The organism is Weizmannia sp. FSL K6-0777 (assembly GCF_038593185.1).
GTDB classification, from domain to species: Bacteria; Bacillota; Bacilli; order Bacillales; family Bacillaceae_C; genus Weizmannia; species Weizmannia faecalis.
The window spans coordinates 2,103,690-2,125,369 of sequence record NZ_CP151971.1 but is presented as its reverse complement, the minus strand read 5'-3'; the positions used below and the strand labels follow the sequence as shown (position 1 = coordinate 2,125,369).

At 49.3% G+C, this 21,680-nt stretch carries 21 protein-coding genes; all 21 read left to right on the top strand.

Annotated elements, in window-relative coordinates:
• Positions 1–47 precede the first annotated feature (47 nt).
• On the top strand, positions 48–1,751 hold the full coding sequence (locus tag NST70_RS10180; RefSeq protein WP_260831992.1) for a hypothetical protein: 1,704 nt from the start codon (positions 48–50) through the stop codon (positions 1,749–1,751).
• A gap of 26 nt (positions 1,752–1,777) precedes the next feature.
• The gene (locus NST70_RS10175) at positions 1,778–2,506 is read left to right on the top strand and encodes a PRC-barrel domain-containing protein (RefSeq protein WP_013859823.1); all 729 of its coding nucleotides are present in this window, start codon (positions 1,778–1,780) and stop codon (positions 2,504–2,506) included.
• A 16-nt stretch (positions 2,507–2,522) separates the two neighbouring features.
• The gene (locus tag NST70_RS10170) at positions 2,523–3,977 is read left to right on the top strand and encodes a VanW family protein (RefSeq protein ID WP_118497808.1); all 1,455 of its coding nucleotides are present in this window, start codon (positions 2,523–2,525) and stop codon (positions 3,975–3,977) included.
• 45 nt (positions 3,978–4,022) lie between these two features.
• The gene (locus tag NST70_RS10165; protein ID WP_014097855.1) at positions 4,023–5,684 is read left to right on the top strand and encodes an ATPase, T2SS/T4P/T4SS family; all 1,662 of its coding nucleotides are present in this window, start codon (positions 4,023–4,025) and stop codon (positions 5,682–5,684) included.
• A gap of 9 nt (positions 5,685–5,693) precedes the next feature.
• Complete coding sequence (locus NST70_RS10160; protein ID WP_026683605.1) at positions 5,694–6,746, top strand: type IV pilus twitching motility protein PilT; 1,053 nt, start codon at positions 5,694–5,696, stop codon at positions 6,744–6,746.
• Entirely contained in the window at positions 6,733–7,938 is a 1,206-nt protein-coding gene (locus NST70_RS10155) for a type II secretion system F family protein (RefSeq protein ID WP_061565542.1), read from the top strand. The genes NST70_RS10160 and NST70_RS10155 overlap by 14 nt, the downstream gene beginning before the upstream one ends.
• A gap of 81 nt (positions 7,939–8,019) precedes the next feature.
• The gene (locus NST70_RS10150) at positions 8,020–8,451 is read left to right on the top strand and encodes a prepilin-type N-terminal cleavage/methylation domain-containing protein (protein WP_061565543.1); all 432 of its coding nucleotides are present in this window, start codon (positions 8,020–8,022) and stop codon (positions 8,449–8,451) included.
• A gap of 100 nt (positions 8,452–8,551) precedes the next feature.
• Positions 8,552–9,550 (top strand): pilus assembly protein PilM, encoded by a 999-nt coding sequence (gene pilM, locus NST70_RS10145; RefSeq protein ID WP_061565544.1) that lies wholly within the window; start codon positions 8,552–8,554, stop codon positions 9,548–9,550.
• Complete coding sequence (locus tag NST70_RS10140) at positions 9,551–10,426, top strand: PilN domain-containing protein (RefSeq protein WP_260831991.1); 876 nt, start codon at positions 9,551–9,553, stop codon at positions 10,424–10,426.
• The gene (pilO, locus tag NST70_RS10135) at positions 10,423–11,127 is read left to right on the top strand and encodes a type 4a pilus biogenesis protein PilO (protein WP_342474966.1); all 705 of its coding nucleotides are present in this window, start codon (positions 10,423–10,425) and stop codon (positions 11,125–11,127) included. Before NST70_RS10140 ends, pilO begins: the two co-directional genes overlap by 4 nt.
• Positions 11,128–11,234: 107 nt before the next feature.
• Positions 11,235–11,996, top strand: coding sequence for an A24 family peptidase (locus NST70_RS10130; protein ID WP_014097862.1), 762 nt, complete (start codon positions 11,235–11,237; stop codon positions 11,994–11,996).
• Between the two features lie 109 nt (positions 11,997–12,105).
• Positions 12,106–13,098, top strand: a complete 993-nt coding sequence (locus NST70_RS10125; RefSeq protein ID WP_235601106.1) for a hypothetical protein — start codon at positions 12,106–12,108, stop codon at positions 13,096–13,098.
• Between the two features lie 199 nt (positions 13,099–13,297).
• On the top strand, positions 13,298–13,981 hold the full coding sequence (radC, locus tag NST70_RS10120) for a DNA repair protein RadC (protein ID WP_017551064.1): 684 nt from the start codon (positions 13,298–13,300) through the stop codon (positions 13,979–13,981).
• Between the two features lie 173 nt (positions 13,982–14,154).
• The gene (locus NST70_RS10115) at positions 14,155–15,171 is read left to right on the top strand and encodes a rod shape-determining protein (RefSeq protein WP_017551063.1); all 1,017 of its coding nucleotides are present in this window, start codon (positions 14,155–14,157) and stop codon (positions 15,169–15,171) included.
• Positions 15,172–15,277: 106 nt separating this feature from the next.
• Positions 15,278–16,144 carry a rod shape-determining protein MreC gene (gene mreC, locus NST70_RS10110; protein ID WP_017551062.1) on the top strand — a complete coding sequence of 289 codons (867 nt, stop codon included), beginning with the start codon at positions 15,278–15,280 and terminating at the stop codon, positions 16,142–16,144.
• Positions 16,144–16,662, top strand: coding sequence for a rod shape-determining protein MreD (mreD, locus tag NST70_RS10105; protein ID WP_017551061.1), 519 nt, complete (start codon positions 16,144–16,146; stop codon positions 16,660–16,662). The genes mreC and mreD overlap by 1 nt, the downstream gene beginning before the upstream one ends.
• Positions 16,663–16,886: 224 nt before the next feature.
• Positions 16,887–17,579, top strand: coding sequence for a septum site-determining protein MinC (gene minC, locus NST70_RS10100; RefSeq protein WP_035184496.1), 693 nt, complete (start codon positions 16,887–16,889; stop codon positions 17,577–17,579).
• Positions 17,572–18,381 (top strand): septum site-determining protein MinD, encoded by an 810-nt coding sequence (gene minD, locus NST70_RS10095; RefSeq protein WP_013859807.1) that lies wholly within the window; start codon positions 17,572–17,574, stop codon positions 18,379–18,381. Before minC ends, minD begins: the two co-directional genes overlap by 8 nt.
• Before the next feature lie 126 nt (positions 18,382–18,507).
• Positions 18,508–19,260 carry a M23 family metallopeptidase gene (locus tag NST70_RS10090; protein ID WP_017551058.1) on the top strand — a complete coding sequence of 251 codons (753 nt, stop codon included), beginning with the start codon at positions 18,508–18,510 and terminating at the stop codon, positions 19,258–19,260.
• Entirely contained in the window at positions 19,253–20,119 is an 867-nt protein-coding gene (locus tag NST70_RS10085; protein ID WP_014097868.1) for a M50 family metallopeptidase, read from the top strand. The genes NST70_RS10090 and NST70_RS10085 overlap by 8 nt, the downstream gene beginning before the upstream one ends.
• A gap of 51 nt (positions 20,120–20,170) precedes the next feature.
• Complete coding sequence (locus NST70_RS10080) at positions 20,171–21,649, top strand: Rne/Rng family ribonuclease (protein WP_017551056.1); 1,479 nt, start codon at positions 20,171–20,173, stop codon at positions 21,647–21,649.
• Positions 21,650–21,680: the final 31 nt, after the last annotated feature.

Sequence of the window (21,680 nt, the reverse complement as noted above, 5' to 3'; positions counted from 1 at the left end):
TGGTTTTTCTGGGAATTTTGTACTCTGATAGAAACAGAGGTGGGATGATGGATCTTCTCACTGCGGCGTTTGCCGTAATTGGATTTTTATGCGTAATGGCATTTTTTGTCTTTTTTTCTTTCGGCTTTTCCAAAAAAGGGGTGGTTGTGCTGGCCGGCACCGCTTTTTTGCTGGCGCTTTTCGGCATTTTGGCGGGCAGTGTGGTTCCGCTATGGGAGAGTGGTTTAATTACTTTTTTGCTCGTAATTTGTGTGGCCTATCTGTTCGAAAAAAAGTTGGCATTTTTGTTCGCTGGACAGGATAACGATGCAGACGAATTTCCAGTATGGGATGAGCAGGAAGAGATGGCGGTTGCACGGGGAAATCGGCCGGCAGCACTGGTCTCGCCTGACGTAAATGCCGCTGTTCTTCCGGCTGAAAAAAGTGCTCCGGTTCCTCAAACGGAAGAGATTTTGCCGGAGCAAAACGGGCCGGGACCTGAAATAGAAGGGACACTGCCAAAACGGGAAGAAAAGGATGCACCCGAATGGGAAGAACTGGGGGATGCTGCGGCCGGAAACGAAACGGAAACCGCTCTTCCGGCAAACGAACAGGCGGCAGAACGCTCCGGGGAAGAAGAAATTGATTTTCTTGAAAACCGTCTGGAACTGCTTGAAGAAGCAAATGAAGAAAATAAGGCGGATCATTTGCCGGAAATGTACGAAGTTGAAGAATGGGTGGCGGAAGCGGAGAGCCCGGATGCCGAACCTTTGGACGGGACAACCATAGGTCAAGATTCCGAAGTGATTGCAGAAGAAGGACCGGTAACGTCATCAGGTTCTGAAGATGTTCAATATGTTGAACAAGAAGAGATCCCGCTCCTTTCTTTTGAAAAGAAAACAGAAGCACCTGTTGAACTTTCCGGGACAGACATGCCTGCCATGGACGAACTGGAAGAAATCGATGTGATTCCTTTCCGCGAAACCGACAATGCCGGGCAACGCGAAAAGCTGCCATCAGAGACGGAAAATGAAACAGTTCGCGGTCTGAAAGGTGAAGACAGAGACGAGCTGGAAGAAATCAGTTTGGCGCCTGTCCAAGAAACTAACCCAACTGAACAAGTCGTAAATTTGGATCTGGATGCAGAGGATAAAGCAGCCGGCGGGTCTAAGGGGGAAGAAATTGATGTGATTCCTTTCCATGATGCCGGGCAACTTGAAAAACTGCATGCGGAAAATGAAACAGTTGGCGGCGCGAAAGGTGAGGACAGAGACGAACTAGAAGAAATCGACGTGATGCCTGACAAGGAAACCGGCCAGGCGGCAGAGCCCGAAAAGTTCTATTCGGAAGCGGGCCAGGGACGGGAACAACAAGATGAAAACGGCGCAAGTACGGGCGAAACCGTTGCCGCAAACGAAGCGGAATTGGCAGGCAACCCTGCCGTTGAGGAAGCATCGGACACTTTAGCATCCGTGCCAACCGGGACGACGCCTATTCAAAAGCAATTGCTTGGGGTGCTAGTGGAACAACTGAACCTTTACCGCCTTACGCAGCCGGCTGACGCGTACGAACAGCTAGTGAAGGCGCATTTGCACCCGCAGCTTGCACCGGAAGATTATTTCACCTTTGCAAGCCTTCTGATCGAACATTACATAGCTGAACAACAATTTGGCAAGCTGCAAGCCCTGCTGAAAGACTTGGCGGAAACCTATGCGGAATACCCAGTCATCCGCGAAGAAATCGATTTTTTAAGGACAAAATACGGTCAATAATCCATGAAGAAACAGGTGTGAGGTAGATGAAAAAAAGCACGCAAATTTTGGGCCAGCCGATCATCAGCATTTCTGAAGGCGCTGAAATTGGAAAAGTAAAATCTTTTGTCATTAACCCGGACAAAGGATCCGTCGATTTTTTAACGATCGAACACGAAGACTGGCAAGTAACTGTAAAAGCAATTCCGTTCAAAAAAGTAGTCGGAATCGGCGAGTATGCGGTCACCGTGGAAAGTGACAGGGCTGTCATCGATTTAAATGAAATTCCGATCGCAGACCAGCTCGTCAACAAAAAAATCCGCATTGTCGGGGCTAAAGTGATGACGCGGAAAGGGGAGCTGGTTGGCGAAATAAAAGAATTTTACGCAGATGAAAATACGGGCAAAATTTTAGGGATTGTTTTGCAAACAGGCGAGTCGGAAACGATCCTTTCTGCTGATTTTATTATGACGTACGGGAGAGATATTGTTGTTGTGAAAGAGGAGGCACCCGGCCATTTTCTTGACGATCCTGAAAAACTGCTGACAAAAGAAGTAGAGGAAGAGCTTGAACAACCGGGCGAAGAGGGAATGGAGGCGCTCCGGGCAAAACAAGTGGAACTTTTAAAAGGAAAGAAAGCGGTAAAAGACATTTACGCGGGAAACGGGGAACAGGTTATCGCGGCAGGAACGGTTTTGTCTGAAGAAGACATTAAGCGGGCACAGGAGGCCGGTCCGGGTGTTTTTGTCGAATTGTCCATGCATGTTGATGAATGAAAGGCGGCGCTGAAGTGTGGGAAACAAGCGGTTTTTAAAAGTTTTTACCATCTTATTGATCAGCACAGCATTTATATTCAGTTTCTCACATTTTGGGGCTTTGACCATTGCGAACGGATTCGGCCATAAAGAAAAATATGCGCAGGGCACTGCAGCCGGAGGAATACAGCTGTCGGGGCTGACGGAAGAGCAGGCACAGCAAAAATTATCAGCTGCCGTTCAGAAATGGAAGGCGTCCAATCCGGTAGAAATCGTCTATTTGGCAAAAACGGTGAAGCTTCCGGCTGAACAGCTGCATTTTTCAGTCACAGAAAGCATGCTTCGGGTAAAAAACGGGGAGGCCTCATCGCTTGTTGTCACGCTTGACCATAACGGGCTTCGGGACCTGGTCTCAAAGTCTTTTCCCGACGTCAGCCCGGATGACGTGGATATTGCCCGGCTCGACATGGCCATATGCCACGCCGCCGCCCGGCTTGAGACCGCCAATCTTTCCTTTGATTTGTCCGGTTATGCCCTGGATGGGAACGAAAAAGAAACGACAGTATCAAAAGGTTCAGTAGCAAATGTTTCGCTTGCGGAAGCAACAGAACTCGAAAATTGGGCAAAGCAGTTTCCGCAAGTCAACATTCCTGCGCACGGGATGTTTTCCTTATTCAAAACAGCGGAAAAAACAGGCGCTTCGTTTTCAAATGAAGCACTCAGCATGATTGCAACCGCCATATACGGGGCGGTGCTGCCGACCAATTTCGAAATCATTGAACGCAATACGGGAAACGAACTGCCGTACTATGCAACGCTTGGAAAAGAAGCAAAAGTGGTGAAAGGCAAGCTGGATTTCTCTTTTGTCAACCCGAACCCAACCGCTTATCAGTTGAAATTCACGGTTCGAAACGGCGCTTTTTCCGTATCTGTGGCAGGCCGGCCTTTTCTCGAAAACTATAAAATGGTGCTGAAAGATCAAAAAACGATTGGCCCCGAAACAACCGTGCAATATCATCCTGCTTTAAAAGCGGATCAGTCTGTTGTCTTGCAAGCCGGAAAAGCGGGTTATTATGCCAAGGTATTCCGCAATATTTACAGCCAGAATCACGGCCTGCTGAAATCCGTGCTGTTGGCGGAAGATTTTTATCCGCCAGTGGCACAAATCGTTGCAAAAGGCAATCCGGCACAAGTGGAAAATACGGAGGACTCATCGGAAACAGATAACGGTTCTGGTCATGAAACGGACACGTCAACAAGTGGCAGCAGTTCAAAAGGCAGCGAAAAAAGTGCCGGCAAAGAGACTTCAAAAAGCAAAAAAAGTGCCGGTACAGAGGCTTCAAAAAAGAGCGAAAAAAGTACCAGTACAAAAGCTGAGACTTCAAAGGATCGCGAAAACTCTACCAGCACAAAAGCTGAGACTTCAAATGACAGCAAAGACAGCACCGGCACGCATGACGGCAAGGATAACGGGGCAGACAGCAAAAGCTGACATAATAAAGACCCGGGACATGACAGATAAAGCGGGGGAATTCGGATGAAGCAAGTGCGAAAAAGGCTTGGCGATTTATTGGTGGATGCAGGATTAATTACAGCAGAACAGCTGGAACAGGTGCTGAAGGAAAAGGGGGCGGGCCAAAAACTGGGCGATGCGCTTCTTCAGCGTGGGCTGATTACCGAGCAGCAGCTCATTGAAGCGCTCGAATTCCAGCTCGGCATCCCGCACATCAGCCTTTTCCGCTATCCTTTTGACCAGAGCATCATGAATCTTGTGCCGAAAGAAATGGCGAAACGAAATCTTCTCATTCCGCTCAAAAAAGACGGGGATAAACTGTTTGTCGCAATGGCGGACCCGATGGATTTTAATGCGATCGATGACTTGCGGCTATCGACCGGCTTCCGGATTGAACCGGCGATTGCCTCCAAAGACGATATTTTGCGGGCAATCCATAAGTATTACGACCTGGATGACAATATGGAAGAACTGCTGGACGGCATTGCTGAAAAGGAAGAGGCAACCGAAACCGCACCCGGGGAAGAAGATTCGCCTGTTGTCCAGCTCGTCAACCAGCTTTTGCAAAATGCCGTCCAAATGCGGGCAAGCGATATCCATCTGGACCCGCAGGAAACAAAATACATCGTCCGTTACCGGGTGGACGGAATTTTGCGGACGGAACGGGTGCTGCCGAAATCGATGCAAAGCGTGCTTGTGGCGCGCATTAAAATTATGGCAAATCTAGATATTACCGAACACCGCATCCCGCAGGACGGGCGTATTAAAATTGACGTCGATTTCCATCCCGTTGATATCCGGGTATCGACGCTGCCAACCGTATTCGGGGAAAAAATCGTGCTCCGGATTTTGGATCTTTCAACAGCCATCCACGATATCCGCCAGCTCGATTTCAACAAACTGAATCTCAAGCGTTTTACGCAGTTGATCCACCGCCCGAATGGCATCATTTTGATCACAGGGCCGACCGGTTCCGGGAAGTCATCAACTTTATATGCGGCCCTAAACCATCTCAATGATGAACAGGTGAATATCATTACGGTGGAAGACCCGGTGGAGTTCCAGATTGAAGGCGTCAACCAAATTCAGGTCAATCCGGCGGTCGGGATGACGTTCGGCAAAGGGCTGCGCGCGATTTTGCGGCAGGATCCGAATATTATCATGGTCGGGGAAATCCGCGACAAGGAAACGGCTGAAATTGCTATCCGCGCTTCCCTCACCGGCCATCTTGTCTTAAGTACGCTGCATACCAATGATGCGCTCGGCACAATTACAAGATTAATAGACATGGGCGTTGAGCCGTTTCTCGTTGCCACCTCACTCAGTGGCGTCGTGTCGCAGCGGCTCGTTCGCAAAGTGTGCCGCGACTGCGCAGAAGAACAGGTGCCGACAAAACGGGAAATAGAAATTTTTAAAAAACGCGGCATCAAAATTGAGAAAATCATTCGCGGCCGAGGATGCGGAAACTGCAACATGACCGGATACAAAGGACGGATGGCGATCCAGGAACTGCTGATGATCAATGAAAACATCCGGCGTGGGATTATGAACGGGGAACCTTTATCCAAATTAAGGGAATATGCGATCCAAAATAAAACGATTTTTCTGCTCGATGACGGATTACTAAAGGTAAAGCAGGGGCTGACAACGACCGAAGAAGTGTTGCGCGTCGCCCTACCGGAGTAGGTGAAAGGAATGAAGGAAAAAATTGAATACTTGCTTCGCTCAGCATTTGAACTGAAAGCATCGGATCTTCACTTATCCGTTGGCGTGCCGCCGATTCTGCGTTTAAACGGCCAACTGAAACGTTACGGAAAAGAAGTGATGACGCCGCAATTGACGGAAGGAATGGCAAAAGCGATCATTTCCGATACCATGTGGCCGGTTTTCCAGGAACGCGGGGAGCTTGATTTTTCTTACGGCATCCCGGGCGTATCCCGTTTCCGGATCAATGTGTACCGGCAGCGCAACTGCGTGTCGCTGGCGATCCGTGTTGTCCCGACTACGATCCCGACAGTTGAAGAACTGCATTTGCCGCCTGTATTGTATGCATTCACGGAAAAACCGCATGGCTTAGTGCTGGTAACAGGGCCGACCGGAAGCGGAAAGTCGACGACGCTCGCCGCCATGATCGACCATATGAACAAAACGCTGCACAAACATATTATTACGCTTGAAGACCCGATTGAGTATTTACATAAACATCAAAAATGCATCATTGACCAGCGTGAAGTCGGGTTTGACACGCAAAACTTTGCGAACGGCCTGCGCGCGGCACTCAGGCAGGACCCGGACGTGATTTTAGTCGGGGAAATGCGCGATCTCGAAACGATCCATACAGCGATTACGGCAGCGGAAACCGGGCACCTTGTCCTCGGTACGCTGCACACATCGGGCGCGCCGTCGACGATTGACCGAATCATTGACGTTTTTCCGCCGTCCCAGCAGGCGCAAATCCGCATCCAGCTGGCAAATGTTTTAGTTGGAATTATTTCGCAGCGCCTCTTTCCGACAGCCGACAACAAAGGGCGGAGGGCGGCCACGGAAGTGCTCGTCAACAACGCGGCCATTGCCAATCTGATCCGCAATGAGAAAGTTCACCAGATCGTGAATGTCCTGCAGACGAGCCGCGCACTCGGGATGCACACGCTTGAAACCGATGTGAAGGAATTGCTTGCAGCGGGCGCGATTTCCAAAGAAGCGGCGGAACCTTATTTACAGGAGATTGTCCAAAATGCCACGATTTAAGTACGAGGGAAGGACAAAAGCCGGGAAGAAAAACGGCGTCGTCACGGCCGAATCGAAACGGGAGGCGCTGGTCAAGCTGCGCAGTCAGGGCGTCCGCGTGCTCCAAATCAATGAGCTGCCGGAAACGTTAATGACGATGGAAATCAGTCTCGGCGGCAGGGTGAAACTGCAGGATTTTGTCATTTTCCTCCGCCAGTTTTCAACACTGCTGAAAGCCGGCGTAACCGTCGTCGATTCTACAAACATACTTGCCAGCCAGACGAGCAGCAAAACATTAAAGAAAACGCTTTTGGCCGTCGAGGAAGATTTGCGTGGCGGGATTCCGCTTTCCCAGGCGGCCGCAAAACATAAAAAAGTGTTTACCCCGATGTTCATTAATATGGTTTATGCCGGTGAAGCGGGCGGCAATCTTGACGGTACATTGGAAAGGCTCGCAACCTACTACGAAAAGCAGCACCGCACAAGGCAAAAGGTAAGGTCGGCGCTGACGTATCCGGCTTTTGTCGGGGTGATGGCGATTGTTGTCGTCATTTTTATGCTTGTAAAAATCGTCCCGACCTTTGTATCGATGCTCAAAAACTATAAAGCCAGCCTGCCTGCGGTTACGCGCCTTGTTTTGTCGGCAAGCGGGTTTATGCAGCACTACTGGTGGCTCGTCGTGCTGATTTTGATCGGGGTGTACGTGCTGCTGGTCGTTTTGCGCAAAAACAAAACGAGTAAATTTTATTTGGACTATGCGATGCTCAAATTCCCGATTTTCGGCAAACTCGTCCAAAAATCGATCATTGCCCGGATGACGCGGACATTGAGCTCGTTGTTTTCCAGTTCCGTGCCGATTTTACAGGCATTGTCGATCGTGGAGGCAATCGTCGAAAACGAAGTGATGACAAAAGTGCTCCGCCAGGCCCGCGATGCGCTGGAAAAAGGGCAGTCGATGACAGAACCGATGCGGCGCCACTGGGTCTTTCCGCCGCTTGTTACGCAGATGATTGCGATCGGCGAGGAAACCGGTGCGCTGGACGCCATGCTTGGCAAAGTCGCTGACTTTTACGAAGCCGAAGTCGAAGCCGCCACCGACCAGATCAAAGCGCTGATTGAGCCGTTTATGATCGTCGTCCTGGCAGCTGTTGTCGGCACGATCATTGCCGCGATTATGATCCCGATGTTCGAAATTTATAATAATGTTCAATAAATTGCACAAAAAAGGTAGGATTATGCAACAGGACCATGTATAATATAGGTAAAAAGGTCTAGGACAATAGGAGGAGAAACGATGTTACACAAGAAAAGAAAGTTATTGAAAAATCAAAAGGGCTTTACGTTGATTGAACTGCTGGCGGTTATTGTCATTTTGGCTATTATTGCAGCGATCGCGATCCCGGCGATTAACACCATCATCAAGCACTCAAAAATCAGTGCCATTAAATCGGATGCTGTCCAAGTAATCAATGCTGCGAAGCTCTATGTATCTTCGAACAGTGTTCCCGACAAAGGAATAATACAAAAAACGGACATAGACAAATACTTAGATGATGAAGTGAATCTTTCATCATACACAGTAACAGTAAGTGAAAGTGATGGGAAAATGGTTTATAAATTAAATGGTACTGGCGAAGATGATGGGGTAACAGTAACATTTACAAATGCAACCATTGGTGGGATAAACGCTAAATCAACTAAATATGACACTACAGTAAGCCAATGATTTAACACACGTGATTTTTTAAGTCTTTTAACCTAAGGTTTCTTTTAAATAATGGAGAAGCCTTAGGTTATAAATTACAAAGATTTAAGGAGCCATCATGATGCCACGCTCATTTTTTCCATCATCGAAAAAAACCGGAAATTTCATTTTCAAAGACCATGTCATTCGTTTTCTCGAATTGAGGCAGACTGACCCGCCTGTTGTTTCGAAAATGGGTGAGCGGTATTTGCCGGAAGGACTGATCCGTGGCGGGAAAATTGCTGATGCTGAGACGCTTGCGATGATCGCTGAAGAATGTCTTGATGATTGGGGGCTTAAGGGGAAACACCCGGTCCGTTTTGCTGTGCCCGACAATTTTGTTGTCGTGCGCCAAATTGCTGTTCCGGATGAGATCGCCATGGATGAAATGGAAGGTTATATTACCCTTGAGCTCGGTTCTACCATTCATTTGCCGTTTGATGATCCTGTATTTGACTTTGCGCTCCTTGGTGAGTCGAATCAGGAAAAGCAGGTGTTGTTATTTGCTGCGCCCCGGGATGTCGTCGAAGATTATGCCGGTTTTTTTAACGATATCCGCCTGAGCCCGGTTGCTGCTGATATTTCCCCGCTGTGCGCCTACCGGTCTTTTTATCATTTGAATACGTTGAATGCGATGGACCATCTGCTCCTTCTCCAGTTTGATTTATTGATGGTCACTGCGACCATTTTCCACCGGCGTTTCCCGCTGCTTGTCAGGGAGCTTGAAGTCGATATTCCGCTTTCCAAATGGGAGACGGAGACCAATGCTTTTGGCGAAAAAAAGTACCGCTGGCCGGAAGACGACCCGCTGCTCCGCTACCAGATGGAATATATTTATAAAGAGCTGGACAGAATCGTGAATTATTATCAGTTTTCGATCCGGAAAGGGCAGGATGCGGTCAATCAAATTTTGCTGAACGGCGATTATCCGTATTTGCCCGAGGTTGCGGACAATCTTGCGGAGCAGTTTGGCCTGTCGGTTAAGATGATCGAAACGGAAAAAGTATCTACCATAACCGGGCAGCCATTTCCCGCCCGCTTTGCGCCTGTTTTGGGCCTTGCACTGAAAGAGGTGAAATAAATGCTTGTCGAGATTAACCTGCTGCCGAAAAAAGAACCGAAAAATATCGCGCTGCTCTTTTGGGGCGGGATACTGGCCGGTGCAGCCGCCATTTTTGTCATCATCTTCTTTATCGCGCTCCATCAGACAAAACAGGATCTTGCTGCCGTTAATCAGCAAATCAAACAGACGGAAGCGCTCCAGGCCGCTGAACAGGCAGCACAAAAAAGCAATGCGGACATACAGGATTTTAAAAAGCTCTCGTCCGCCGTTAAATGGGCAAGCGATACGCCGGTCAAGACGGTGCCGGTATTGGACAAGCTTACTAAACTTTTGCCGGAATACGGCTATATCACGGACTTTTCCTGCAGTAGCACGGGCGCGAATGTGACCGTCCAGTTTGATGCGTCCGATGAAGCGGTTTACTTTTTAAAACGGCTGAATGACAGCCCGTATTTTAGCGGCGCCGTCTTAAACAGCATCAAAATGAATACGGAAACGGTTAGTGCTTCTCCAAGCGACACATCCGACGCTGCAACTGGTTCATCTTCGGGAACGGGCACATCCAGCACATCCGCCGGTTCCTCTTCCGGATTCGGCTCTTCCAAAACGGCAAGCAGCACATCTTCCAGATCAGATGCGTCCAAAACGGGCGGCGGTTCTTCTTCGGGCACGTCTAAAACCGGTTCCTCTTCCACATCTGCTGCATCCAAAACATCCGGTGGTAACGGCGAGGGCGGTTCCTCTTCCTCCCCGGCGCCAACGGGTGGCACAGCCGGCGCGGATACTGCAGCAACCGGTGAAGCAGAGGGTGTAACGGTCTATGAAGCGACATATACGATCCAGCTCAATCAAACTGCACTCAATGCCGCTAGCAAAAAGGAGGAACAGCAATGAACCTCCGTTTAAACCGGAAACAGCTTTTTATCATGCTTGCCCTCTTTGCCGTTTGCCTTGCCGGTGCAGCCGGTTTGTACTGGTTTGTGCTGGCGCCGGCCAAGTCCGGGCTGGCCGGGCAAAAAGCCGCGTTGAAATCGGAACAGCAGGTGCTATCCAGCCTGCAGTCAAAAAAACAGCAAAGCCCGGAACTGCAGCTTGGCAATGTCGTCAGCCTGATGCGGAAAATCCCGGCAAAACCGCTTGCGGAACAAGTGCTGCTTCAGTTCAGGATGGCAGAGGCCCTTTCCGGCAGCCGGATTACGGAAACAGACGCCCAGCAGGACTCCGCCGGTACGTCCGGGAGCGAGGAGGCTACACAAAGCACAACGAGCGGCACCTCATCCGGCACACAGCAAAAAACAGACGTGCTGCCTGCCGGTGTCAAAAAACTGTCGTATACTTTAAAAGTGGAGTCAGACAGCTACAAGAGCATGAAAACATTTTTACAGACGATTGAAAACTTGCCGCGCATTACGGTGATCGAAAGCCTCAATTTCAGTCCGGGGGAAGGAGCGCCTGGATCGAGTGGATTGCAGTACACCGTTACGGTCTCCACTTTTTATTACCCGGCGTTAAGCCGGTATTCGGACTATTTGCCGGAAATCGACGTGCCGGCAGCGGGCCGTAAAAGTGACCCGGTCGCAACAACGGCGCAATAAGTTTTCGGCATGTTAGTCCTTGCCATTACATATGCTTAATATCGCCCGTTGCTTGCCGGTAGCGAACCAAGAAAATACCTTATGCTGAAAGATCAGAGGGATCAAACATGCATGGATTGTGGACTGCTTATTTTGCGGCACTGGGAATGGTGTTCGGCTCGTTTTATAATGTCATCGGGCTACGCGTGCCGAATCATGAATCGATTATCCGTCCCGGGTCGCATTGCCCGAAGTGTGGGCACTCGTTAAGCTGGTATGAAAATATACCGGTGTTGTCTTTTCTTGCTTTACGGGGCAGATGCAGAAGCTGCCGCGCGCCGATCTCCCCGGTCTATCCGGTATTTGAGGCGCTGACCGGGGGCTTGTTTGCCTATTCTTTTTACCGGTTCGGGTGGAGTCCCGAATTTTTGCTTGCCGTTTTGTTTATTTCACTGCTTGTCATCATTACCGTTTCCGATTTGGCGTATATGCTCATTCCCGATAAAGTGCTGTTTCCTTTTGCAGCCGCCATTGCCGCCGTCCGGCTTTTTCATCCGGCGTCACCGTGGTGGTCCGCCTGGCTCGGGGCGGTTTTCGGCTTTTGCCTCCTCTACCTCATTGCCTTTTTCACAAAAGGCGCGATGGGTGGCGGGGACATTAAATTGTTTTTTGTCATCGGGCTTGTGCTCGGCATAGAGAAAACCTTTCTGGCCTTTTTTCTAGCCTGCTTTTTTGGCGCGCTTTACGGCGTTGGTTTGATGGCTGCCGGCAAATTTAAAAAACGAAAACCGGTGCCGTTCGGGCCGTTTATCGCCATCGGTGCGCTTGCCGCCTATTTTTTCGGAAACAGCCTTATCGGGATGTATTTGCGCATCTCCGGGCTCGGATAAAATTTGCATAAAATGCCGGAAATCGGCGAATGGTTTTCGGACAAGACGACAAAAGTCTTGTTCTTTTTTTTGCCGGTTATGGTAGCATGAAGCAAATCGGGCAGGAGAGGTGAAAACATTGGACAAGGCGAAAAAAAAGGCGAAAATTACAGTCAAAGTGGGCGGAAAAAAGGTGCAGCCGGAAGAAAGCGTGAAAGTCCATGACTGGAAAGCGGCCGAAGAAACGGCTGCCGCACAGGAAGACAGTGTAAAAGAAGAGGAGTCATTTGAATGGGTGCTGCCCGAACTTGATGCGGATCAGATTGAAGAATTCCGGCCGATCCATTACACACCCGCGCCCAAAAAGAAAAGCATATTCCCGAAAAAAGCGGTTGCGAAAAGGGCTGCGCCGGCGATTTTGTTTTCTGTCGTGTCCGCGTTGGTGTTCGGGGCGCTGCTCGGGTTTGTTGTATTAAAATTCATTGCGTACGGCGATCATCAAACAAAACTCCCGAAACAGCAGGCTGAAGGCGCTGCAGCGGGCACAGCGCAGCAAGAGGCCAGGCTTCCGGCGCTAAGCATCGGCATCATCCAGGCAGGGGTGTTCAGCACGGAAGGCGCCGCCTCTAAAGTGTCGCGCGAACTCGCCTCAAAAAAGGTCCCGTCGATGCAGCTTTCGATGGACGGGCAGCGCTATATTTTTGCAGGTGTGGCCGACAGCCCTGGCACGGCCAAAAAAATGGAAAGTGCCTGGAAAGACAAAGGCGTCGAACTGTATGCAAAAGAAATCAGTTTTTCCAGCAAAAAGGTCCAAACGACGACAAAGGATGAGCAAATTTTTGCCCGGGAAACGGTTCCGCTTTTTCAAAAACTGGCAAAAGAAACGGCCGCCGCTGTCCAGAACGGAGAGGTTTCACCGGACGGCATGAAGACAGCCGAAACAGCAGCCGGCAACGTCAAAAAGCTGGCAAAAGTCAGGCAGGAAACGCTCGGCCGGTTGAAAAAATACGAAACGGCCGCGTATGAATCGCTCGTTGCTTATCAAAAAAGCGGCAACCGGCAGGATTTAACGGATGCCGAACAAAACCTGCTGGACTACGTAAAGGTCTACAGCGGGCATTGAAATCAAATGCGGGCTTCCGGCTGAAAGGCTGTGGTGCCAGATAAAGGCATGCGCCCGCATAGCATTATTTTTTGTCTGAAAAGGTTGAATTTGCAGTTGTTTCACGGCCCGTTTTTTGGTACGATACAATTGTATCTCCCATACCAAAGCCCATTGGTTCGATTCCCCCGCCTCCTGCACCAGAAAAGGAGGAATTCATTTGGAAAAAATGCTGATCAAAGATTTTCCTGCAGAAGACCGCCCGCGTGAACGGTTGATCCGCACAGGAGCGGAGAGCCTCTCCAATCAGGAACTGCTTGCCATTTTACTCCGTACCGGCACGAAAGAAGAATCGGTGCTCGAGCTTGCCAACAGACTGATCCGCCATTTTGAAGGCTTGCGGTTTTTAAAAGATGCTTCCCTTGAGGAAATGACGTCCATCAAAGGCATCGGCACAGCAAAAGCGGTCCAGATTCTGGCCGCGAGCGAACTCGGCAGAAGGATTGCCAATTTGCAGCACGATACACGTTATGTAATCCGCACGCCGCAAGACGGGGCCAATTATGTCATGAATGATATGCGCTTTTTATCCCAGGAGCATTTTGTCTGCCTGTATTTAAATATTAAAAACCAGGTGATCCACCGGCAGACGATTTTCATCGGAAGCTTAAATGCCTCGATCGTCCATCCCCGCGAAGTGTTCAAAGAAGCGCTCAGGCGTTCAGCTGCTTCCATTATTTGTTTCCATAACCATCCATCCGGAGACCCTTCTCCTTCCAAAGAAGATATTGAAGTTACCAAACGGCTTGCCGAATGTGGTAAAATAATGGGGATTGAGATTCTTGACCATTTGATCATCGGTGAGAAAAAATTTGTAAGTCTGAGACAAAAAGGGTATTTGTAAGGCTTTGAATTTTTTTATGGTTACGATATAATAAATCGTATGATTTTTACGGCCGGCACTGCGCCGGAAATACCTGAATTCCGGATGTAGATTTAAAGTGACATCCATAAATAAGCAAAAGTATGGCACCAACTGGTGATGAAAATTTATCGTGTAGAAAGGGAGATACATCCATGTTCGGAAGTAAAGACCTGGGGATTGATCTTGGGACAGCCAATACATTGGTTTTTATAAAAGGGAAAGGAATTGTGGTGCGGGAACCTTCCGTTGTGGCCATCCAGACGGATACGAAACAGATTGTCGCAGTCGGGGATGCCGCAAAAAAAATGATCGGCAGGACGCCGGGAAACATTGTGGCGACGCGGCCGATGAAAGACGGCGTGATTGCGGATTATGAAACGACGGCGGCGATGATGAAATATTATATTCAGCAGGCCACAAATAAAAAAGGCTTTTTTTCAAAAAATCCGTATGTCATGGTCTGCGTCCCTTCCGGCATTACGGCGGTGGAAGAGCGCGCGGTGATTGATGCAACCCGCCAGGCCGGGGCACGGGATGCTTTTACGATTGAAGAGCCTTTTGCGGCTGCGATCGGTGCCGGGCTGCCTGTCTGGGAGCCGACCGGAAGCATGGTTGTTGATATCGGCGGCGGCACAACGGAAGTGGCGATTATTTCGCTGGGCGGAATTGTGACAAGCCAGTCGATCCGGGTGGCCGGGGATGAAATGGACGAAGCGATCATCAGTTATATCCGCAAAAATTATAATCTTTTAATAGGGGACCGAACCGCAGAACAAATTAAAATGGAAATTGGTTCAGCAGGTGAGCCGGAGGGGATCGAACCGATGGATATCAGGGGCCGGGATTTGCTGACCGGTTTGCCGAAGACGATCACGATTACCGCGGATGAGGTGGCCGATGCGCTCCACGATACGGTGTATGCCATTGTCGATGCGGTCAAATACACGCTTGAGCAGACACCGCCTGAACTGGCAGCTGATATTATGGATCGCGGCATCGTCCTGACAGGTGGGGGCGCCCTGTTGCGCAACCTCGACCATGTCATCAGCAAAGAAACCGAAATGCCGGTGCTGATTGCTGAAAACCCGCTCGACTGCGTAGCAATCGGAACAGGCAGCGCGCTCGAAAATATCGAACTGTTTAAAAACAAAGCAAAAAATTCTAAATAGGACATGCTAGTGTCCTGTTAACGCATTCTCCTGCCGGTTTTTTCTGGCGGGAGAATGGTTTTCAATCCGGGAATGGCCGGAACAAAGTGTTATAGGAGTGGATTTTATGCCACAGTTTTTTTTGAATAAACGATTGATCGTCCTTTTAATCAGTGTCATTCTGCTTGTCGCCATGATCGGATTTTCCATTAGGGAACGCGACCGGATTTCAAAACCGGAACAGTTTGTGCGCGATATCGTCGGGCTCGGCCAGTCCGTCATTGCCAAACCCGCCAATGCCCTTGCCGGTTTTTTTGACAATATCGAGGACTTAAAAAATACATATACTGAAAACAAAAAACTGAAATCCCATTTGGAACAGCTGACAAGCCTGGAAGCGCAAAATCATGAACTGAAAAAAGAAAATGAAAATTTGAGATCTATTATAAAGGAAAAAAACAGTCTTGGAGATTCAGAGTCCATTCAGGCCCAGGTCATTGCACGCAACCCGGATAATTGGTACGAGCAAGTGGTGATAGATAAGGGCGAAGTCAACGGCGTTACCAAAAACATGGCTGTCGTCACTTCAGGTGGTTTCCTCGGAAAAGTGACGCAGGTCGACAAATTTTATTCAACCGTCGAACTTTTGAGCTCGCCCGATGAAACGAACCGCGTATCCGCCAAAGTGCAAAATGCCAAAAAAGACGCTTACGGTTTAATCGAAGGATACGACAAAAAAGCAAAAATGCTGCTTTTGAAACAGCTTGATTTTAATATCAAAGTCAAAAAAGGCGATCATGTCGTGACATCCGGTTTAAGCGGCATGTTTCCGAGCGGGCTTCTGATTGGTGACATTGAAAAAGTAACCCCGGATGAAAACGGGCTGACGCAAACCGCTTATGTGAAGCCGGCAGCCAATTTTTATGATGTCCGCGAAGTGCTCATCATCAACCGGAAAGCAGTGAACCTAGGCAGCGCAGGAGGAGAGCAGTGATGAAACGGATCGTGCTCCCTCTGATTTTAAGCCTGTGCTATATTGCTGAAAGTTTATTTGCCCAATTTTTTGCCGCCCGTTCTTTTGGCGGAAAATTTACCATTGTTCCCCATTTTCTGCTCGTTATGCTGATTTTAATGGGGATGCATTACCGAAAAAGGCTCTCCATCATTTATGCCTTTGTATTCGGCATGCTGTTTGATGCTTTTTACACGGGCATTCTGGGCGTTTATCTGTTTTTCTATCCGCTTGCGGTTTACCTGACAGAAAAAATGGACAGGATCCTCCAGTCCAATATTTTCACCGGCACGCTTGTGGCAGTCTTGAACATGGCGATTGTCGAATTTTTGGTCTATGGCATCAATGCTTTAATTAATCCGCAGGTGATGGGATTTGACGATTTTCTCTTGCTCAGGCTTTGGCCGACTTTGATTTTAAATGCCGCTTTTTTTATTTTGGCATGGTATCCGATGGGGAATTTTTTAAAGCGGCGTGCAAGGGAAGAAGAAAAGGAATAACCGGCGGGGAGAAAATCTGTTAAAATGGGAAAGAAGGATTTTCCGCCTTTTTGTCGAATGATCCGGACAAGGGGGAATGGAAAAAGCAAAAGGGTTTGCGGGCCGAAACCAGCCGGAACCGCACGCACGGAGGCTTATTCCTGCGTGCCGGGCCGCAAAACGCCGTCTGAAAGCCATTTCGGATGTGTCGTTATTTATTGAGCCGTTGAGGTGAGCAGTTTGAAATGAAGAAAACGCAAAATGTAACCATAAAAGGCACGAAAGACGGAATTGTGCTGCATTTAAACGACCAATGCTCCTATCAAGCTTTAAAGGCGGAATTAGAACAAAAATTACTGGCCCAGTCTGTCGATGAGGAGGAAAACAGCCCGATCCTTGCCGTCAAAATTCAGCTTGGCAACCGCTATTTGACGCCAGCGCAGGAAGAAGAGATCAAAAGCCTTGTGCGTGCCCGGCGGAACCTTGTTGTCGATAAAATCATCAGCAATGTCATTACAAAAGAAGCGGCTGCGCGCGAAAAAGTGGAAAATGAAATTGTGCCTGTTACCACCATCGTCCGGTCCGGTCAGGTGTTAAAGGCGGAAGGCGATCTTTTGCTTGTCGGCAATGTCAATCCGGGCGGAACCGTGATTGCAAACGGCAATATTTTTATCATGGGAAACCTCCGCGGCATTGCGCACGCCGGTTACAGCGGGAGAAGGGACGCCGTTGTTGTCGCTTCCAATATGGTTCCGTCCCAAATCCGGATTGCCGATTGTCTGAACCGGGCGCCTGATGATTACGGGAAAGAAGACCGGCATGAGATGGAATGTGCTTACATAGATGAATCGGACCATATTATCATTGATAAATTGCAAGTGTTGAAAACTTTGCGGCCGAATATGACAAGATTAAAAGGAGGGTTCTCATATGGGTGAAGCGATTGTCATTACATCCGGAAAAGGCGGCGTCGGCAAAACGACGACATCGGCAAACCTCGGGACTGCGCTCGCGCTTCTCGGAAAGAAAGTCTGTCTTGTCGATACAGACATCGGGCTCCGCAATCTTGACGTCCTGTTGGGGCTTGAAAACCGGATTATCTACGATCTAGTCGATGTCGTAGAAGGCCGCTGTAAAATCCACCAGGCAATCGTAAAGGACAAGCGTTTCGATGACAAGCTCTTTTTGCTGCCGGCTGCCCAGACAAGCGACAAATCCGCCGTCACGCCGGAACAGATGAAACAATTGATCCACGGGTTAAAACAGGATTACGATTATATTCTGATTGACTGCCCGGCCGGCATTGAACAGGGATATAAAAATGCAGTGGCGGGCGCTGACCAGGCGATTGTTGTGACAACACCGGAAATCTCGGCGGTAAGGGATGCCGACCGGATCATCGGGCTTTTGGAAAAGGAAGAACATATCGAGCCGCCGAAACTGATCATCAACCGGATCCGGAGCCATATGATGAAAAGCGGGGACATGCTGGACATCGATGAAGTGACAAGCCATTTATCAATCGATTTGATCGGGATTGTAGCCGATGATGAAGAAGTGATCCGCGCTTCGAACCAGGGTGAACCGATTGCGCTCCATCCGACGAACCGCGCCTCCCTTGCCTACCGGAATATTGCCCGCCGGATTTTGGGGGAAACGGTGCCTTTAATGCCGCTTGAAGACCAGAAACCCGGCATGTTTGCGCGCTTTAAAAAATTATTCAGTTCGAAATCTTCTTAATAGCAGAGCCGTTTCTGAACGTTTTTCCAAACGATCAGGGCGGCTTGTTTTGTTCCCGGTTCTAACCGCTTTGGACAGGTCATACATTGGTAATAAACGAATGCCTGTACAGAAGGGGTGAATCGATTGGGAAACCGCGCCGATGAAATCCGGAGACAAATGGCGAAGCGGAGAAAAACGATCAAGCAGGCTTATAACGGCAAAGAAACGGTCTATGCGAGCCTGATCAAAGATGAGGGCACACATGTATATGAACCGCCGGGCAAAACGCCGCATCCGCTTTTTAAAAAAGAAACGATGCTGTTTAAAATTCTGGCTTCTGCCTGTCTTGTCCTCGTTGTGGCGATTCTGTTTAAATCGGAACGTCCGGAATTTGACAAACCGAAAGCCGCCGTCAAACAGGTAATGGCGTCCGAATTTCAATTTGCAAAAGCAGCCGCCTGGTATGAAAAAAAGTTTGGCAAGCCGGTTGCGCTCTTCCCGGAAAAATCGTCAAAAACGGAAACCGCTGCTTCCAATGAAGATTCGCAATATGCCATGCCGGTATCGGGAAAAATTCTGACCCGTTTTTCTGCTGATGGAAGAGGGGTTACGATTGAAACAAAGCCGGGCGCAAGCGTGAAAGCGATGAGCGGCGGGACGGTCATTTTTGCCGGGAAAAAGCCAAAACTCGGCAATACCGTTATTATCCAGCATGCCGATTCAACGGAAACATGGTACGCAAACCTCAGCAAAATCGATGTGGGCCAGTATGACAGCCTCAAGATGGGCGAAAAGGTCGGCACGGCGCGAAGCAGCGGGGAAAAAGGGGAATTTTATTTTGCGCTTAAAAAAGACGGCGGTTTTATCGATCCGATCCAGGTGATTAAATTTGAGTGAGCGGTTTTGGCTTCTGAAAAAAATCAAAATCCATCCCCTTTTCTGGCTCGTGGCTGCCATTGCTGCTGTTACCGCCCGTTTCCAAGATCTCATCCTGCTGTTTGCGATCATTTTCATTCACGAAATGGGGCACGCGGTTGCGGCGCAATATTTTTCATGGCGGGTTAAAAAAATCGCCATTTTGCCGTTTGGCGGCGTCGCTGAAACAGAGGAACACGGAAACCGCCCGCTGAAAGAAGAACTGATCGTGACACTCTCAGGCCCCCTCCAGCATGTTTGGATCGCCGTTTTCGCGTATTTGTTGTTCCGCTTCGATGTCTTGCCTGGACAGATGTATACGCAAATCGGGGAGTGGAACCGGGCCATTCTTTTTTTTAATTTGCTCCCGATTTGGCCGCTTGACGGCGGGAAATTGCTGAATATGGCGTTTTCCACGGTTTATCCTTTTTTGCGCGCATTCCGGATGACGATTTGCTGTTCGTTTATCGTGCTGCTCCTTTTTCATGCGGCCGCCCTGCTGAATGCGCCGGCAAATTTGAACGTCTGGGCGATCGCCGTTTATTTATATGCCGCCCTTTGGAAAGAATGGAAACAGCTTTACTTTGTTTTTATCCGTTTCCTGCTTGAACGGTATTATGGAAAAAGGGATCCGCTCCGTCATCTGGAAACGATCGAGGTGGATGCGGGCGCATACTTGTATGAAGTGCTCGAAAGCTTTAAACGGGGACGCAAACATCCGCTCATTGTCCTTAAAAACGGGGTGGAAGTCGGGAAGCTTGATGAAAATGAACTCCTTCATGCCTTTTTTTCCGAGAAGCAAACCAATGCGAAAGTAAGCGATATCCTGTATAGTTATTGATGGAAGCCGCAATAGAAGCGGCTGAAAGCGAAGACAGTGTGGTGGAATTTTTTGGACAGATCAATCATCATCAACGTGAAAACAAGGGAAAAACGATATGCGGTCATCGAAAACGGCAAAGTATCTGCCATCCGCATCCGGCAGCCGGGCGATGCGGCAAAAGTCGGGAATATTTATCTCGGCAAGGTGGCAGACGTCAAACCCGGAATCAATGCCGCGTTTATTGATATCGGCGGCATCCGGCACGGTTACTTGCATATCAGCCGGCTCCCTGCTTTTGTGAACAGCAAAAATTCGAATCCAACGATTTCAGCTTATCTTTCGCCCGGGCAGACGGTTATGGTCCAGGTGAAAAAAGATGAAACAGGGCAAAAAGGTCCGCTTTTAACCGGCATCATTGAGCTTTCGGGGGAACAGATTGTGTATCTGCCGGAAGGAAAGTACACGGCTGTTTCCAAAAAAGCGGATGATGCAGACCGGAACAAGTGGCGGAACAGGGTCCGCAAAGCGCTTGAACCGCAGGAAGGAATCATTGTCCGGACCGCAGCCATCCATGCCGGCGGGGACGGGTGGCGCGATGAACTAAAATGCCTCAGGCTTCGGTACAAATGCCTGCTCGAAAAGGCGGCACAACTGAAAGCACCGGCTGTTCTGCACGAAAAAAGCACGGTGGAAGCGGAAATTTTCCGCGAACTTGTCCGCTTAAAAAGCGGCACGGTGATCGTGGATGATGCGGAGGCACTTGCCCGCCTGAAAGCATTGCTTGCGGGCCGGCCGGAACTGGACTGGTCGTTTGAGCTCTACAGCGGAAAACAGAATATTTTTACCCGCTACCGTATCGACCGGACGCTTGAGGATGCCTTGAAAAGAGTGGTCTGGCTTGAAAACGGCGCCTATCTTGTCATCGACGAAACAGAAGCGCTCACCATTATTGATGTGAATACCGGAAAATATACGGGCACAACGGACCAGGCCGAAACGGTGCTGAAAACGAATCTGCTTGCGGCGAAAGAAATCGGCCGCCAGCTGAAACTGCGCGATTACGGCGGCATCATTCTCGTCGATTTTATCGATATGCAGCGCGATGAACAGCGCGTACAAGTGAGGGCGGTGCTTGAAAAAGAACTGGAAAATGACGAGAAACAAACCCGCATCACCGGTTTTACGGAGCTTGGCATTTTACAAATGACGCGCAAGAAAACGCGCAAATCGCTTCCCGAGGCACTGCTTTCCGTTTGCCCGGTCTGCGGGGGCAGCGGCAAAATCGAAAGCCCCGAGACGCTTGCTTTCCGCCTCGAACGCGAGCTGTGGGAAGCGCCGTACGCGGATTACGAAGCCGTCTTGATTGAATGCACGCAAGATGTGAAGGACTGTTTTTGCGGGGAAACGGACGTACACTTAAAGCGGCTGGAAAACCTGCTCGGCATGAAACTCATTTTTCACATCACTCGCGATCCGCATCCATTTTATGCCATCCGGCAGTTCGGGACGGCAGCCGGCCTTGCCGCAAAAGGCAAAGATCCCAATTGACAAAGGAAAAAGTGTGTGTTATCATCAGTAT

Bases quoted from the DNA above. Each gene is read 5' to 3' on its own strand.
- NST70_RS10115 (WP_017551063.1), top strand. From the start codon at position 14,155: ATGTTCGGAAGTAAAGACCTGGGGATTGATCTTGGGACAGCCAATACA.
- NST70_RS10150 (WP_061565543.1), top strand. From the start codon at position 8,020: ATGTTACACAAGAAAAGAAAGTTATTGAAAAATCAAAAGGGCTTTACG.
- NST70_RS10130 (WP_014097862.1), top strand. From the start codon at position 11,235: ATGCATGGATTGTGGACTGCTTATTTTGCGGCACTGGGAATGGTGTTC.
- pilM (WP_061565544.1), top strand. From the start codon at position 8,552: ATGCCACGCTCATTTTTTCCATCATCGAAAAAAACCGGAAATTTCATT.
- mreC (WP_017551062.1), top strand. From the start codon at position 15,278: ATGCCACAGTTTTTTTTGAATAAACGATTGATCGTCCTTTTAATCAGT.
- minD (WP_013859807.1), top strand. From the start codon at position 17,572: ATGGGTGAAGCGATTGTCATTACATCCGGAAAAGGCGGCGTCGGCAAA.
- NST70_RS10155 (WP_061565542.1), top strand. From the start codon at position 6,733: ATGCCACGATTTAAGTACGAGGGAAGGACAAAAGCCGGGAAGAAAAAC.
- pilO (WP_342474966.1), top strand. From the start codon at position 10,423: ATGAACCTCCGTTTAAACCGGAAACAGCTTTTTATCATGCTTGCCCTC.
- NST70_RS10160 (WP_026683605.1), top strand. From the start codon at position 5,694: ATGAAGGAAAAAATTGAATACTTGCTTCGCTCAGCATTTGAACTGAAA.
- minC (WP_035184496.1), top strand. From the start codon at position 16,887: ATGAAGAAAACGCAAAATGTAACCATAAAAGGCACGAAAGACGGAATT.
- mreD (WP_017551061.1), top strand. From the start codon at position 16,144: ATGAAACGGATCGTGCTCCCTCTGATTTTAAGCCTGTGCTATATTGCT.
- NST70_RS10165 (WP_014097855.1), top strand. From the start codon at position 4,023: ATGAAGCAAGTGCGAAAAAGGCTTGGCGATTTATTGGTGGATGCAGGA.
- NST70_RS10175 (WP_013859823.1), top strand. From the start codon at position 1,778: ATGAAAAAAAGCACGCAAATTTTGGGCCAGCCGATCATCAGCATTTCT.
- NST70_RS10140 (WP_260831991.1), top strand. From the start codon at position 9,551: ATGCTTGTCGAGATTAACCTGCTGCCGAAAAAAGAACCGAAAAATATC.
- NST70_RS10180 (WP_260831992.1), top strand. From the start codon at position 48: ATGGATCTTCTCACTGCGGCGTTTGCCGTAATTGGATTTTTATGCGTA.